Origin of the sequence: Serinicoccus sp. CNJ-927, assembly GCF_001942435.1 — a bacterium.
GTDB lineage: Bacteria > Actinomycetota > Actinomycetes > Actinomycetales > Dermatophilaceae > Ornithinicoccus > Ornithinicoccus marinus.
The window spans coordinates 50,243-65,164 of record NZ_MKKF01000033.1; the positions used below are offsets into that span (position 1 = coordinate 50,243).

Below are 14,922 nucleotides of genomic sequence, written 5' to 3' on the forward strand. Positions count from 1 at the left end.
AGGCGGCCCGCGTCATGCACATCCTGCGCGTCGCCAACTTCGTCAGCCCCACCTCCGGCGGCATCAAGACCGCGCTGCGGCACTGGGGCCAGCTCTACCAGCAGGCCGGGCACCGGGCCTCGCTCATCATCCCGGGGCCGGGCCCGGAGATCTCCGAGGAGGAGCAGGGGCTGGTCTACCGCGTGCCGGCGCGACCGGTGCCGGGCACCGGTTATTCCCTCATGTGGAGCCGGCTTGGACTGGCGCGGCTCATGGACGCGATCGCCCCGGACGCCCTCGAGGTGTCCGACCGGTCGACGACCCGGTGGATGGGCCGCTGGGCCCGGCGCCGGGGCATCGGCTCGGTGATGATCAGCCACGAGAACATGACGGGCATCATGGTGCGCCGCACCCCGCTGCCCGAGCGGCCCTCGCACTGGGCGGCCGACGTCATCAACCGGCTCAGCGCGCACGACTACGACGCCATCGTGTGCCCGAGCCGCTTCGCCGCCGAGGAGTTCCACCGCAACGGGCTGGCCGCGGAGGTGGTGCCGCTGGGGGTCGACGTCGACGTCTTCACCCCGGTGCGCGAGCTCACCGACGGGCCGGTGCCGGGACAGGACGGCGCGATCCGGCTCGCCCACTGCAGCCGACTCTCCCGGGAGAAGAACCCGGCGCTGTCCATCGAGACGGTCCGCGAGCTGGTGCGCCGCGGGCACGAGGTGGAGCTCACCGTCTTCGGCGCCGGGCCGATGCTGGACGAGCTCGTCGCGCGGGCGCAGAACCTGCCGGTGACCTTCCACTCCTACATCACCGACCGCCGTGAGCTGGCGGCCGAGCTGGGTCGCGCCGACCTGGCGATCTCGCCGGGGCCGCTGGAGACCTTCGGGCTCGCGGCGCTGGAGATCCTGGCCTGCGGCATACCGGTCGTGTGCTGCGACGAGGGTGCGCTGCACGAGGTCGTGGGCGACGGGGGCGTGGTGAAGCCCTCGACGCCCGCGGCCTTCGCGGACGGCGTCGAGGAGCTGCTGCGGCGGCGGCACGCGCGGGCGCGGGCCCGGGCGGCGGCGGAGCGGTTCAGCTGGCCGGTGAGCGCAGGTCGGATGCTCGACGTCCACACGGCGGTGGCGGCGGGGCGGGCTGGACCGCGCGACTGAGGGGACGGCGCTGCCTCACAGGCGGCCGCGCCGGTCCGTCGTCAGCCGACCTTGTGCAGCCAGGTGGCGGGTGCTCCCTCGCCGGCGTGCCGGTAGGTCTCGAGCTCGGCGTCCCACGCCGCCCCGAGCGCCCGGTCCAGCTCCGCGGTCAGCGTGGCGGCCGACCCGGCGGCGGACTCCATGATGGTCCGGAGACGGTCCTCGTTGACGACGACGTCGCCGTTGGCGGACAACCGGGCGGTGTGCAGCCCCAGGCCCGGGGTGTGCGTCCACCGCACGCCGTCGCTCCCGCGGCTGGCTTCCTCGACGACCTCGTAACGCAGGCCGTCCCAGCCGCGCATGGCGCTGGCGATGGTGGCACCGGTGCCGGCCTCGCCGGTCCAGGCGAACTCGGTGCGCATGGTGCCCGGCTCGGCAGGCTGGGTGACCCAGTCCAGCGAGACCCGGGTGTCGAGGACACCCTCGATCGCCCAGGCGATGTGCGGGCACAACGCGGTCGGGGTGGAGTGAATAAACACCACCCCGCGAGTCATGACTCGTGGCATGACAGCGGACATCCTGGCCTCCTGTGTGGTGAGGGACGTCTTCCCCAACGACCTCGACCACCGGCGGCGACCAGCAACATACGCACGTGGACCGCGTGCTGAGCCCCATCATGCTCTCTCGTCACCGCAGGAGCAAGTGCATCGGCAGATTCGTGTCGTCCCACCCGTCACAGGAGCACCGCGTCAGAACGGGTGACGCGACGTCAGCCGTCTGCTAGTTTCACGCCATGCGCGTCGCGGACCTCATCAAGAAGAAGGGCAGCACGGTCGCCACCCTGCCCGCCACGGCCACGCTCGCCGAGCTGCTCGAGGTGCTCGACGACCAGAAGATCGGTGCCGTCGTGGTGCTGGACGGCGAGGACGTGGCCGGCATCGTCTCCGAGCGCGACGTCGTCCACCACCTGCGCGGCGGCGCCGGCAGCGGGGCCGCGCTCAGCGAGCTCATGACGACCTCGGTGCAGACCTGCACCATGGACGACGACCTCACCCACCTGGCCACCACGATGACGCAGGGCCGCTTCCGGCACCTGCCCGTCGTCCAGGACGGCCGGCTCGAGGGGATCGTCTCGATCGGCGACGTCGTCAAGGCCCGGCTCGACGCGCTCGAGGCCGAGCGCGACCACCTGGAGTCCTACCTGCGGCAGTGAGCCGGGCGGGTGAGGGCCACCGCGCGTGCCGGCCCGCTCCCCCGCCCACCTAGACTGACCCGCCGAAGGGCCAGTAGCTCAGCCGGTCAGAGCAGCGGACTCATAATCCGTCGGTCGTGGGTTCAAGCCCCACCTGGCCCACCGGCGGCCGACCTGGGCAAGGATGTGCACGTCACGCAGCCCTGTCGACCCGGTTTCCGGTGCACAACCTCGTCCAGGTCGGGGACGGCCGAAGGTCACAATGCGGTGACAACCACCGCGAGTTGCCCATCTTCAGGGGCAGGCCCGTCTAGGGTGCGCGACATGACCGACTCCCGTGAGTCGCCCGGCTCCGGCCTGGGCGCACCCTTGGTCGTGCTCAAGGACGTCAACAAGCACTTCGGCGACCTGCACGTGCTCCAGGACATCAACCTGACCGTGCACGAAGGTGAGGTGGTCGTCGTCATCGGGCCCTCGGGCTCGGGCAAGTCGACGCTGTGCCGCACCATCAACCGGCTGGAGTCCTACGAGTCAGGCAGGATCACCATCCACGGCGACGAGCTGCCCAGCGAGGGCAAGGCCCTGGCCACGCTGCGCGCCGACGTCGGCATGGTCTTCCAGAGTTTCAACCTCTTCAGCCACAAGACGATCCTCGAGAACGTCACCATGGGCCCTATCAAGGTGCGCAAGAAGAAGAGCAGCGAGGCCAAATCGCGGGCCATGGAGCTGCTCAAGCGGGTCGGCGTCGACCACCAGGCGGAGAAGTATCCCGCCCAGCTCTCCGGCGGCCAGCAGCAGCGCGTCGCCATCGCCCGCTCCCTGGCGATGGAGCCGACGGTCATGCTCTTCGACGAGCCGACCTCGGCGCTGGACCCGGAGATGATCAACGAGGTCCTGGACGTCATGACCCAGCTCGCCAAGAGCGGCATGACGATGATCGTGGTCACCCACGAGATGGGCTTCGCCCGCAAGGCCGCCGACCGCGTCGTCTTCATGGCCGACGGCGCGATCGTCGAGGAGAACACCCCCGAGGAGTTCTTCACCAACCCCCAGTCCGACCGTGCCCAGGACTTCCTCGGCAAAATCCTGACTCACTGAGAACCACCGATTAGAGGAGAACCACATGCGTTCCACCACCTTCAGGATCGCCGCGCTCGCGGCGGCCACCGCCCTGACCCTCTCCGCCTGCGGTGACGACAGCGGCGAGACCGACGCCGACGCCGGAGGCGAGGGCGAGAACAGCGAGGAGAGCGCCGAGGAGGGCGGCGGTGAGGGCTCCGGCGACGGCCTCACCATCGGCATCAAGTACGACCAGCCGGGCCTCGGCCTCAACGAGGGCGGCGACCCGAGCGGTATGGACGTGGACGTCGCCAAGGCCGTGGCCGAGGCGATGGGCTACACCGAGGACCAGATCGAGTGGGCCGAGGCCATCTCCAGCGCCCGTGAGGACCTGCTGGAGTCCAATCAGGTCGACATGATCTTCGCCACCTACTCCATCACCGACGAGCGCAAGGAGCGGGTGCAGTTCGCCGGCCCGTACTTCGTCGCCGGCCAGGACCTGCTCGTGCCCGTGGACAGCGACGTCGAGGGACCCGACTCCCTCGGCGACGCGCTGCTGTGCTCGGTCACCGGCTCGACCTCGGCCGAGCGAGTCCGTGACGATTACGGCGCCAGCCTGCAGGAGTACGGCAGCTACTCCGAGTGCATGGAGGCGATGTCCTCCGGCACCATCGGGGCGCTGACCACGGATGACACCATCCTCGCCGGCTTCGCCGCCCAGGAGCAGTACGCCGGCCAGTTCAAGGTCGTCGGCAACACCTTCTCCGAGGAGAACTACGGCGTCGGCCTCAACCAGGACTCCGACCAGTGCGAGGAGATCAACGAGATCCTCACGGGCCTGTGGGAGGACGGCACCATGGACCAGATCATCCAGGACAACCTGGGTGCCGCCGACTACACCCCCAACGCCGACCTCAACCCGCCGGAGGTCGGCGGGCACTGCGCCTGACCCAGGTCGACCTGTCTCGACGTGCCGGGGCCCTTCCCGGGGCCCCGGCACGTCCCTCACCCGTGGAGGGAGTAGCCCCCTGTGCTTGAGCTGATCGAGCAATTCAACGTCGTCGGGGCGTTCTGGCTCAACATCAGGCTCGCCGCCGTGTCGTTCGTGCTCGCGCTGCTGCTCGGCACGGTGATCGCGATCCTGCGGCTGGCGCCGGTGGGAGTGCTGAACTGGTTCGGCGCGAGCTACGTCACCATCCTGCGCAACACGCCACTCACCCTCATCATCATCTTCGCCAACCTCGGGCTGTGGCTGCAGCTCAACATCGAGTTCGCCCGGCGCGAGGACAACCCCAACTTCCTGCTCGAGAACAACTTCTGGCTCGCGGTCCTCGGCCTCACGGTCTATCACGCGGCCTTCATCTGCGAGGCCATCCGCAGCGGTGTCAACACCATCCCGGTCGGCCAGAGCGAGGCGGCACGGTCGATCGGCCTCGGCTTCGGCCAGAGCCTGCGCGAGGTGATCCTCCCCCAGGCCTTCCGGGGAGCCATCACTCCCATCGGCAACGTCCTCATCGCGCTCATCAAGAACACCACCGTGGCCGTCGCCATCGGCAACCGGGAGATCGCCTACCAGATGCGCAACATGATGGAGTTCCGGCCGGACGCCGGCATCCTCATCTTCCTCGTCGTCGCCATCGGCTTCGTCATCCTCACCCTGCCTGTCGGGCTCGGGACCAGTTGGTTGTCCTCCAAGCTGGCGGTGAAGCGATGAGCGCGCAGCAGGTCCTCTTCGACATCCCGGGCCCGAAGGCACGGGCCCGCCACCTCGTCTACGGCATCGTCGGCTCGCTGGTCATCCTCGGGCTCCTGACGATCGCGGCTCTGCGGATGGTCGAGAAGGGACAGTTCGAAGCGGCCAAGTGGACGCCCTTCCTGGAGAGCAACACCTGGACCTTCTATCTCCTGCCGGGGCTCATCGCGACGCTCCAGGCCGCCGCTGTCGCGGTGGTGCTGTCGATGGTCGTCGGAATCGGGCTCGCCATGCTGCGGATGTCCGACATCAGGGTGGTGCGCTGGGCCAGCGGCGTCTTCGTGGAGTTCTTCCGCGCCGTGCCCGTGCTCATCATGATGATCTTCACCTGGCAGATGTTGGTCAAGAACCCCACCATCGTCAGCCTCATGGACTCCCTGGGCCTCAGCGGGTCCAACGCCACCTTCATCGCGGTCGTCGTCGGGCTGGTGCTCTACAACGGCTCAGTCATCTGCGAGGTCGTGCGCAACGGGGTGGGGTCCCTGCCCGGGGGCCAGCGCGAAGCCGGCCTCTCGGTCGGGCTGTCTCCCGCGCAGGTGCGCCGCTCCATCCTGGTGCCGCAGGCGCTGACCGCCATGCTCCCCGCGCTGGTGAGCCAGATCGTGGTCATCACCAAGGACTCCGCGCTCGGCTACATCATCACCTACCCCGAGCTGCTGAGCCGGACGCGACAGCTGGGCTCGGCCAACGCCAACACCCTGGCCGCCTACCTCGTCGCCGCGGTCATCTTCATCCTCATCAACTACGCGATCACCAAGCTCGCCGAGTGGATCGAGGGCCGCCAGCGGCGCAAGCGCCGCGCCACCCCCGGCGGCGACGCCCAGACCCAGAACGAGGAACAGGCCGGCCAGCGCGCGGCCGGTGCCGGGCTCGGCGCCCAGGCCAGAGCCGGCGGCTGACCCACGGCCCCGCCCGCACAGGGCGCGGACAGAACACACCAGACGTGCGGTCGGAATGTACCGGACGCGCGCTGCACATACCCGGACGCCCGTAGCCCGTACCGGCACCCTGACTCGGCCAGCTCCTCCAGGTCCGCGATGGACGGTAGCTGTGTGAGCCACCAGGTGGCTTCCGCGCTGTGGCGGACGAAGGGCGCGCCGTGATCGTCCAGAGCCGTACGGACAGTCCTTTCCCAGCAGGTGAGAATCTCGTCGATGTCGACGTTGTCCTTCGTGAACTCCTGATCCCCCGCCCTTAGCACCATCAGCTGGCTGGGCCAGTCCCCACGCGCCAGGGACTGGACCCGATCAGGGTTGTGGTCGCTCACGGCGACAAGCACGTGTGCCCCGCCTGGAGCCCCTCTGCGCCGTAGGGACCTCGCAGTTCGTCGCCTGAGCGGCGCCTCGGTCCATGCAGCACAGATGCGTCCCGGGATCGACTTCGAGTCCATGGAAACTCATCGGTCCTCACTCTCGGGGGCAGCCTTGTGCCCACCGGCGGAGCAAGCGTGGGGAGTTGCGCACTCGACCCAAGCCCCCCGGTGGCTTCGGCCTACCGTGCCCTTGACTTCCTCGTGGTACGTTCCGAAAGCAAGGGATGTCGAAAAGTCACCACACCCAACCATAGGAGATTCGCCATGAAGGCTGTCGTCTATCAGGGACCCAAGGATGTCGCGGTCACGGACGTTCCGGACGCGGAGATCGAGCGGCCCACCGATGTGCTGGTCAAGATCACAACGACCAACATCTGCGGCTCTGACCTGCACATGTACGAGGGGCGGACCTCCTTCGAGAAGGGCCGGACGTTCGGTCACGAGAACATGGGGGAGGTGGTGGAGGTCGGCCAGGGCGTGGAGAAGGTCAAGGTGGGCGACCGGGTCGTGCTGCCCTTCAATATCTCGTGCGGGTTCTGCAAGAACTGCGAGCGCGGGCTCACGAACTACTGCCTGACCACCCAGCCTGACCCGTCGGCCGCCGGTGCGGCCTACGGCTTCGCCGAAATGGGCCCGTACGGCGGCGGGCAGGCAGAACTGCTCCGGGTGCCCTTCGGCGACCACAACGCGCTGCGCCTGGGTGAAGACGCGCAGGACAAGGAGAACGACTACGTCATGCTCTCCGACATCTTCCCCACCGGCTACCACGCCACCGAGATGGCCGGCGTGATCCCGGGCGACAGCGTCGTGATCGCCGGGGCCGGCCCGTGGGACTGATGGCCGCCCTGTCCGCGACGATCAAGGGCGCCGCGAAGGTGATGGTGGTCGATCGCCACCCCGACCGGCTCGCGCTGGCCGAGCAGATCGGAGCGATCGCCATCGACGACTCCAAGGTCGACCCCGTGCAGGCTGTGCTGGACCAGACCATGGGGCTCGGAGCCGACCGTGGCTGCGAGTGTGTCGGCTACCAGGCCCACGACCCTGGGGGCAACGAAGACCCGGCCGCCACCTTGAACATGCTCATCAACTCGGTCCGGTTCACCGGCGGGATCGGCACCGTCGGCGTGTTCGTCCCCCAGGACCCGGGGGCCAAGGGCGAATTGGCCCAGCAGGGCAAGGCGGCCATCGACTTCGGCACCCACTGGTTCAAGGGACAGACCATGGGCAACGGTCAGTGCCCGGTCAAGAGGTACAACCGCCGGCTGCGAGACCTGATCGCGGCTGACAAGGCGAAGCCGTCCTGGATCGTCTCCCACGAGATCTCGCTGGATCAGGCTGCCGACGCCTACAGGAATTTCGACTCCAGGTCCGAGGGTTGGACCAAGGTCGTCATCAAGCCCGGCATGTCAAACGGAAAGAAGGCAAACTGATATGGCAGCAGATCTTCAGGGCAAGAGGGTCGCGATCCTCGCCGCCGACGGCGTCGAACGCGTTGAGCTCGAGCAACCCCGCGAAGTACTGGACCGCGCGGGCGCTCAGACCGAGGTCCTCTCGGTCCACGACGGCGAGATCAAGGCCCGCGAGAACGACCTGGATGAAGCGGGCACGTTCACCGTCGACGGGCTGGTCGCCGACGCCTCGATGGGCGACTACGACGCTTGGTGCTTCCGGGCGGCACGGTGAACCCCGACCAGCTCCGGGTCGACGAGGACGCCGTTTCCTTCGTCCGCGACTTCGTCGAGAGCGGCAAGCCAGTGGCGGCGATCTGTCACGGCCCGTGGACGTTGATCGAGGCCGGCGTGGCCGCGGGTCGCACCCTGACGTCGTACCCGAGCATCCGCACCGACCTGCGCAACGCCGGCGCCGACGTCGTCGACCAGGACGTGGTGATCGACAAGAATCTCATCACCAGCCGCTCGCCGGAGGACCTGCCGGCGTTCTCCGAGGCGATCGTGTCGCAACTCGCGGGCACCACGACACAGGAAGAGGAGAAGTCATGAGTGTAACCAAGGGACTGCTGGTCAGGTTTGACGCGTTGCCCGGCAAGGAGGACGACGTGAAGGAGTTCCTCGACAGCGGCCGTGCGCTTGTCGAGGACGAGCAGGCGACCACCGCGTGGTTCGCGATCCGCCTCGGGCCGACCTCGTTCGGGATCTTCGACGTGTTCCCCGATGACGCCGGACGTGACGCCCACCTGTCCGGTCCTGTTGCGGTAGCTCTCGGCGAGCAGACCGGCACGCTGTTCTCCGAACCCACGATCGAGAAGCTGGACGTACTGGGCTCCAAACTCCCCGCCTGACACCACAGACCGGGAGTACTGGCCCAGACAGGAGGGGTCGCTGCGCGCGGTGACTTCGGGCTGACACAGCCCGCTGACGTCGTGGCAGCGGCCCCTTCTCTGGCGGCTTATCGCACATCACCAACAGATCGAGGAACCGCGATGACAAGAACTGACGACGGCGTTGCCACGACGCGTGCACCCGAGGTAGCAGTGATCGGGGGCGGGATCGTCGGTCTGTCGACGGCGTACGCGCTGCGAGAGCAGGGCGTGCCGGTGCGGTTGTACGAGGCTGGTCTGCCCGGGATGGGTCAGTCCGCAGGCGAGTCGCGGATCTTCCGGCATGCCCACGACGACCCGCGACTCGTCACTTTCGCGCGCGAGAGCCGTGCCGTATGGGATGAGTGGGCCGAGCACTTCGACGTCGAGCTGGTCTCATCAGACGGCGTCGTGGCGATCGGCGACGGCGCGCTCGAACGGCTGCGAGTGCTCGACAAGGTCGGCGTGGCGGCACGTGAGATCGACGCGGACGAGCTCGCGGAGCGGATGCCGCTGCTCGCGGGGTACTCCGGGCCGGCGATGTTCGACGAGGCAGGTGGAGCGATCCGCACGCGCGCCGCGATCACGGCACTCACGGATGCGCTGGGGGATGCCGTCGTCACCGGTGAGGTGATCTCGATCGACCACCGCGCCGATGGGACGGTTGAGGTGCGCAGCGTCACCGACTCTGCCATCCATTCGAAGGTGGTCGTGTGTGCCGGACGTGAGACCGCGCGCCTGGCGCGCAGCATCGGCCTCTCGTTGCCGGTCCGCCTTGCCGCACACGTGCGGCTGACCTTCGACGTGAGAAGCGCCCCGCCGGCGCAGGTCGCCTGCCTGCAGGACAGTAGTGGTGAGTTCGGAGAGGTCGGCGTCTACGCCGCCCCCCAGCCGGGCAACAGCCGGTATGCGGTCGGACTCAGCCAGACCGTCGGCGTCCGCGACGACGGCACGTTCATCGACCCGGCGGCCATTCGGTCATTGGACCAACGCGCGCACGACTACGTAGCGCGAGCACTGCCCGGCCTCGACCCGGAGCCGCGTGAGTTCGTTCACTGCTGGGTGACCGAACTCCCGTGGAGTGAGGACGGCGTGGCCGTCTGGGAGGCAGGCAGCATCTTCTTCGTCGCCGGTCACAATCTGTTCAAGCAGGCACCAGCCCTAGGGCGCGCCCTCGCCCAGGCTGCGACCGGCGGCGGTCTCGCCGCCGAACTCAAGTCCGAAGCGCGCTTGGGGGAACCGCAGTAGTGAGCTGTCGATGTTGACCGAGTCGATGCCGACACGTCGGGCTCCCGCCTCGGTGAGGTGCCGCGCCGTCCTGCGTCAGGTGGGGGGGGTGCCAGACGTCGCCTTACTGCGCCGTGGCCCAGTACCGGTCCCATCCGGTGCGCAGCAGCACCGCCGCGTCCGCGACGTCGTACCCGGCCACTGAGTCAGCCCCGATGGGTCCGGGCCCGGCGTCGATGACCACCGCCGGCAGGAGGGCGCACCGCCCGAGTCGGTGCCCGGCAGCCGATCGTCACGGAGAGCTTGACCAGTGCGGGATGCCCATGTGGAACGAACACGTGCGTCTATCCGCCGCCAGTGACCGCGCCCTCCCCTCGCTCAACCAGACGGTCGGAGCGTGAAGGCGCCGAGGTCGCCGCCCGAGGCCATGGCGCCGTCCGCAACAGCCAGGGGCCCCTCGGCGTGCCGCAGCGGGCCCGCGGGCATCGCAGGCAGCCTCCAACGGGAGGCTGACAAGACCGGCCTCGTCGTCTCGCGGGGGCTGGCCATGTCCCAGGTAGCCCCCACGCGAAACCCCCTCCGTCCGATTTTTGCTGGTCAGAGGGGGTTTGAGTGCGCTCCCCCGACTGGACTCGAACCAGTAACCTGCCGGTTAACAGCCGGCTGCTCTGCCAATTGAGCTACAGGGGATCGTGCAGCCGAAACTGTAGCAAGAGCCACCCCGGGCGCCGAAATCCTCAGGGCACCGGCGGCAGGCCCACCTGGTCGCGCAGCTCGACGCGGGCCGACCGGACCGCCGCCGCCAGCTCGGGGTCCTCCTGGTCCGCACCTCGGCCCCAGAGCACCTGCTCCACCAGCTCTCGGGTCGGCAAGACCTTGCGGATCGTCACCCGGGCGCCGCGCCGGGGGCCCAGGTCGACCGAGCGCAGCAGGACGACGCTGGCCGAGGTGCGCTCGCGGAAGACCTGCGGCACGGCCCCCGGACCCGTGCGCCGCTGCAGCACCCACTGACGCCCGTCCAGCCGGTCGACGAAGGCGACGCTCAGCGCCCAGAGGTCCGGGTCCCACGACCCGGTGTCGACCTCGTGCCACGGCCGCTCCAGCAGCACGCCACCGTCCTCACCGACCTCCAGCAGCCGGAAGGTCGTGAGCACCAGCCAGGCGCCTCCCGCGTCCTCCTGCGCGCTGGCTAGGACCTGCTCGCGCGGCGCGAGGTCGGGCCGGACCTGCGCGGGAAGGTCGCCCGGCGCGCGCTCGGGTCGCGGCGTCTCACCGATGCGCCTGGTGCGCCAGAACCGCACGTCTCACTCCATCCTGGCCCGCAGCCGGGCCCGCTCGCGGTGCAGCTCCATGAGCCGCTCGTCCAACCTGCGCTTGTCGGTGCTGCCGTCGGCGCCCGCGACTGCTGGCCGAGCAGATCGGCCACCTCCTGCTCGACCCCGGCCAGCCGCACCCGGAGTACCAGCCAGTCGACGAAGGCCTCGCGCGGCATCCCCGTCTCCGGGTCCAGCCGGTCCGGCAGCATGGCGACCGACAGCTCGTGCACCAGCGGGTGCACGGGCGGCGGGGTGCCGGCGAGCACCGCCTCGACCCAGGACCGCGCGCTGCGCTGAGCTGCGCCCTGCACTCCCCCGGCCTCGCGCATCGCGTGCCAGACCGCCCGGTGCATCGGCGCGCGCAGCGCCTCGGGCTCGAGCTCGTCCATGTCCTCGGCGACGATGGCGAGGGGATACTGCAGCGCCACCTGCACCAGCTGCCGCTCGGCCACCTGGACCGGGTCGCGCAGGTCGGGCTGCGGGAGCGAGGGCTGCTCCGGTCCCTCCCGGGTGGCCTCCTCGGGGGCGGGGGTGCGCGGCGTGGCCTGCGCCGGCCGGCTCTGGGCGCGGTGCACCTCGGTCGCGAGGACGTCAGGGTCGACCCCCATCCAGCCGGAGACGTCGCGCACGACCTCGGGCCGGAGGGTGCGGTCGCGGATCTGCGCCAGGATCGGGGCGACGGCACGCATGGCCTGGACCCGCTGGGCCGCCTCGGACAGGTCGTAGGGCGCGAGGGTGGTGCGGACCGCGAACTCGAAGAGCGGGGTGGCGCTCTCCACCAGGTCCCGCACCGCCCGGCCCTGCTCCTGCCCCTCGGCATCCTTCGTCGCGATCCAGAGGTCGTTGGGGTCCTGCCCGTCCGCCGCCACCGCGACGTAGGACTGGGCCGCCCAACGCTGGTCCTGCTCGAAGGCCTTCATCGCCGCCTTCTGCCCGGCGGCGTCGCCGTCGAAGGTGAAGATCACCTTGGCCGGCGCCCGCCCGGCCTCGTCGCGCAGGATGCGCCGCAGGATGGAGATGTGGTCACCGCCGAAAGCCGTGCCGCAGGTCGCCACCGCTGTCTCCACACCGGACAGGTGCGCGGCCATGACGTCGGTATACCCCTCCACCACCACCGCGGTCCGCTCGGTCGCGATCGGCTTCTTGGCCAGGTCGAGGCCGTAGAGCACGCCGGTCTTCTTGTAGATCGGTGTCTCGGAGGTGTTGAAGTACTTCGCCGGGCTCCAGTCGTCGTCGTAGAGCCGACGGGCGCCGAAGCCGACGGTGTCGCCGGTGATGGCCCGGATCGGCCAGAGCACCCGGCCCTGGAACCGGTCGGAGAGCCCGCGGCCACGACGGTTCGCCAGTCCCCCGAGGACCAGCTCCTCCTCGGTGAAGCCGCGGCTGCGCAGGTGGGTGACCAGGGAGGTGCTCTCGCGGGGGGCATACCCGACCATGAAGCGGGTGGCGTGCTCGCCGGTGAAACCCTTGTCGCGCAGGAAGTCCCGCCCCTTGCGTCCCTCGCCCGAGCGCAGCAGCGCCTCGTGGTAGAACTCCTCGGCCACCCGGTGCGCCTCCATGAGCCGGGTGCGCTGCCCGACCGGCGCCTGCTCCCCGCGGCCGCGCCCGCCCGGTCCGCTCTCCTCGTAGCGCAGCGTGATCCCCAGCTTGTCCGCGAGCCGCTCCACGGCCTCGGAGAAGGTGAGGTGGTCGATCTCCATGAGGAAGGAGATGACGTCGCCGCCGACCCCGCACCCGAAGCAGTGGTAGCTGCCGACCGCGGTGCGGATCTGGAACGACGGGGTCTTCTCGTCGTGGAAGGGGCACAGCCCCTTCATCGCGCCGACGCCCGCGGTCCGGAGGGTCACGTGCTCGCGCACGACCTCCTCGATGGAGGCGCGCTCCTTGACCGCCTTGACGTCCTCGTCCTTGATGCGGGGCACGCGCGCACCTCCCTTCACCGTCGTCGTCCTGCCGAGTCTAGGTCGGCCGGCCCCCCGACCCCGTCGCCGGTCGAAAACCTGGGGACGACGTGGGCCGTGCCCGGCTAGGATGGAATGCCCCCGTCCGCCGATGAGTTGACCCGACCACGGCTGTCCCACCCCCATGATCCGCCAGGAGACCTCCATGTCCGCGTCCGTCCAGGCCACCACCCAGGCGCCGTCGCCGGACGACGCGCGGGTGCGCCTCGTGCTGCGGGTGCTCACGGCGGCCGCCTTCGTGGTGATCCTCAACGAGACGCTGATGATCAACGCGCTGCCGCCGCTCATGGCGGCCTTCGGCGTCGACGCCGGGGCGGGCCAGTGGCTCACCACCGGCTTCATGCTGACGATGGCCGTGGTCATCCCCATGACCGGGTGGCTGCTGAAGCGGCTGTCGATCCGCTCGGCCTTCCTGCTCGCGATGAGCGTCTTCATCCTCGGCACGGCGACCGCGGCCTTCGCGCCCACCTTCTCGGTCCTGCTCGTGGGCCGGGTCATCCAGGCCAGCGGCACCGCGGTGATGATGCCGCTGCTCATGACGACGATCATGACGATGGTGCCGCCGGAGCGCCGCGGCAGCGTCATGGGCAACCTGACCCTGGCCATCTCGGTGGCCCCGGCGATGGGCCCGCCCGTCTCCGGGCTGATCCTGCAGCTCGCCGGCTGGCGCTGGCTCTTCCTCCTCGTGCTGCCGATCGCGGCGGCGATGCTCGTCGGCGGCGGACGGCTCCTGCGCGGCAGCGAGCCGGGGCGGGAGGCCCGGCTGGATGTGCCGAGCGCACTGCTCACCGCGATCGGCTTCGGGGGACTCGTCTACGGCCTCAGCGCGCTCGGCGAGGGCGCTCCCGGTCCGGTGGGGCCCGGCACCTCGCTGACCGTCGGCGTCATCGCGCTCGCCGTCTTCGCCTGGCGGCAGCTGCGGCTCGCCCGCCGCGACGAGGCCCTGGTCTTCCTCGACCTGCGCGCGCTCCAGGTGACCCGCTATGCGGTGCCGCTCGCCCTCATGTGCCTCGCCTTCATGGCGCTCATCGGGGCGATGCTGCTCCTGCCGATCCTGCTCCAGGAGGTGCGCGGCTTCAGCACCCTCGCCTCCGGCCTCATGCTCATGCCAGGCGGTCTCGCGATGGGGCTGCTGGGCCCTACCGTCGGCCGGCTCTACGACCGGTTCGGCCCCCGGCCGCTCGTGGTCCCCGGTGGCATCGGGCTGGCGACGGGCATGACGGGGATGGCGCTGCTCGCCACGCAGGTGCCCTGGTGGGGCCTGGTGGGCCTGCACGTGCTGGTCAGCCTGTCCCTCGCCTTCATCTTCACGCCCTGCTTCACCGCCGGCCTCGGGGCGCTGCCGAACCGGCTCTACAGCCACGGCAGCGCGATGCTCGGCACCGGGCAGCAGGTCGCCGCGGCCGCCGGGACGGCGCTCGTGGTGACCGTCATGGAGACCCGCGCGCACCAGCTCGGCGTCGGCGGCCTGGGCGAGGTCGAGGCGCTCTCCGGCGGCATCGGCGCGGGCCTCGTGGTCGCGACCGCCATCACCGTCGGCGTGCTCGTCCTCGCGCTCTTCGTGCGCGCTCCGCTGCCGGAGCGGGCGGACGATCCTGACGAGCGCAGGGACCAGGGGCACGACACCCCTGGAGGTGCGGGCACGGCATACCCCGAGCCCGTAGCCTGAG

General features: G+C 69.9%; 14 protein-coding genes, 2 tRNA genes and 1 pseudogene. 13 read left to right on the plus strand and 4 right to left on the minus strand.

The genetic code is table 11. From position 1 onward, the window contains the following. Positions 1-14 precede the first annotated feature (14 nt). The gene (locus BJF86_RS09825) at positions 15-1,136 is read left to right on the plus strand and encodes a glycosyltransferase (RefSeq protein WP_075818612.1); all 1,122 of its coding nucleotides are present in this window, start codon (positions 15-17) and stop codon (positions 1,134-1,136) included. Between the two features lie 41 nt (positions 1,137-1,177). Here the strand turns inward: BJF86_RS09825 and BJF86_RS09830 are convergent, their stop codons facing one another. Then, a complete protein-coding gene (locus BJF86_RS09830; RefSeq protein ID WP_028131125.1) occupies positions 1,178-1,681 on the minus strand; it encodes a DUF3145 domain-containing protein in 504 nt (167 codons plus the stop codon). Between the two features lie 227 nt (positions 1,682-1,908). Between BJF86_RS09830 and BJF86_RS09835 the strand changes: the two genes are divergently transcribed. The 11 genes and pseudogenes from BJF86_RS09835 to BJF86_RS09880 all read left to right on the plus strand — a co-directional run bounded on the left by BJF86_RS09835 (position 1,909) and on the right by BJF86_RS09880 (position 9,996). Then, complete coding sequence (locus BJF86_RS09835) at positions 1,909-2,328, plus strand: CBS domain-containing protein (RefSeq protein ID WP_075818614.1); 420 nt, start codon at positions 1,909-1,911, stop codon at positions 2,326-2,328. Between the two features lie 67 nt (positions 2,329-2,395). Continuing rightward, positions 2,396-2,469, plus strand: a tRNA-Ile gene (locus tag BJF86_RS09840). Positions 2,470-2,631: 162 nt separating this feature from the next. Beyond that, entirely contained in the window at positions 2,632-3,405 is a 774-nt protein-coding gene (locus BJF86_RS09845; protein ID WP_075818616.1) for an amino acid ABC transporter ATP-binding protein, read from the plus strand. Positions 3,406-3,430: 25 nt separating this feature from the next. Then, positions 3,431-4,315 (plus strand): transporter substrate-binding domain-containing protein, encoded by an 885-nt coding sequence (locus tag BJF86_RS09850; RefSeq protein ID WP_075818618.1) that lies wholly within the window; start codon positions 3,431-3,433, stop codon positions 4,313-4,315. Between the two features lie 81 nt (positions 4,316-4,396). Next, positions 4,397-5,080: an amino acid ABC transporter permease gene (locus BJF86_RS09855; RefSeq protein ID WP_075818620.1), complete on the plus strand. Its 684-nt coding sequence runs from the start codon at positions 4,397-4,399 to the stop codon at positions 5,078-5,080. After that, positions 5,077-6,018, plus strand: coding sequence for an amino acid ABC transporter permease (locus BJF86_RS09860; protein ID WP_075818622.1), 942 nt, complete (start codon positions 5,077-5,079; stop codon positions 6,016-6,018). Before BJF86_RS09855 ends, BJF86_RS09860 begins: the two co-directional genes overlap by 4 nt. 677 nt (positions 6,019-6,695) lie before the next feature. Then, positions 6,696-7,268, plus strand: a complete 573-nt coding sequence (locus BJF86_RS18925) for an alcohol dehydrogenase catalytic domain-containing protein (protein WP_237768162.1) — start codon at positions 6,696-6,698, stop codon at positions 7,266-7,268. Next, positions 7,268-7,861 (plus strand): zinc-binding dehydrogenase, encoded by a 594-nt coding sequence (locus BJF86_RS18930; protein ID WP_237768180.1) that lies wholly within the window; start codon positions 7,268-7,270, stop codon positions 7,859-7,861. Before BJF86_RS18925 ends, BJF86_RS18930 begins: the two co-directional genes overlap by 1 nt. Position 7,862: 1 nt before the next feature. Beyond that, a pseudogene (locus tag BJF86_RS09870) lies at positions 7,863-8,431 on the plus strand (type 1 glutamine amidotransferase domain-containing protein). Beyond that, on the plus strand, positions 8,428-8,730 hold the full coding sequence (locus tag BJF86_RS09875) for a putative quinol monooxygenase (RefSeq protein ID WP_075818624.1): 303 nt from the start codon (positions 8,428-8,430) through the stop codon (positions 8,728-8,730). Before BJF86_RS09870 ends, BJF86_RS09875 begins: the two are co-directional and overlap by 4 nt. A 141-nt stretch (positions 8,731-8,871) precedes the next feature. Next, positions 8,872-9,996: an NAD(P)/FAD-dependent oxidoreductase gene (locus BJF86_RS09880; RefSeq protein ID WP_187345613.1), complete on the plus strand. Its 1,125-nt coding sequence runs from the start codon at positions 8,872-8,874 to the stop codon at positions 9,994-9,996. Between the two features lie 596 nt (positions 9,997-10,592). On the opposite strand, the gene BJF86_RS09890 is transcribed toward BJF86_RS09880, so the two are convergent. The 3 genes from BJF86_RS09890 to dnaG form a co-directional block, all read right to left on the minus strand. Beyond that, a tRNA-Asn gene (locus BJF86_RS09890) sits at positions 10,593-10,665 on the minus strand. Between the two features lie 47 nt (positions 10,666-10,712). After that, positions 10,713-11,276, minus strand: a complete 564-nt coding sequence (locus BJF86_RS09895) for a hypothetical protein (RefSeq protein ID WP_083652927.1) — start codon at positions 11,274-11,276, stop codon at positions 10,713-10,715. Further along, positions 11,165-13,213: a DNA primase gene (gene dnaG / locus BJF86_RS09900; protein WP_237768163.1), complete on the minus strand. Its 2,049-nt coding sequence runs from the start codon at positions 13,211-13,213 to the stop codon at positions 11,165-11,167. The genes BJF86_RS09895 and dnaG overlap by 112 nt, the downstream gene beginning before the upstream one ends. 184 nt (positions 13,214-13,397) lie before the next feature. Here dnaG and BJF86_RS09905 point away from each other — a divergent pair, with 184 nt between their 5' ends. Beyond that, positions 13,398-14,921: an MDR family MFS transporter gene (locus tag BJF86_RS09905; RefSeq protein WP_143553794.1), complete on the plus strand. Its 1,524-nt coding sequence runs from the start codon at positions 13,398-13,400 to the stop codon at positions 14,919-14,921. Position 14,922: the final 1 nt, after the last annotated feature.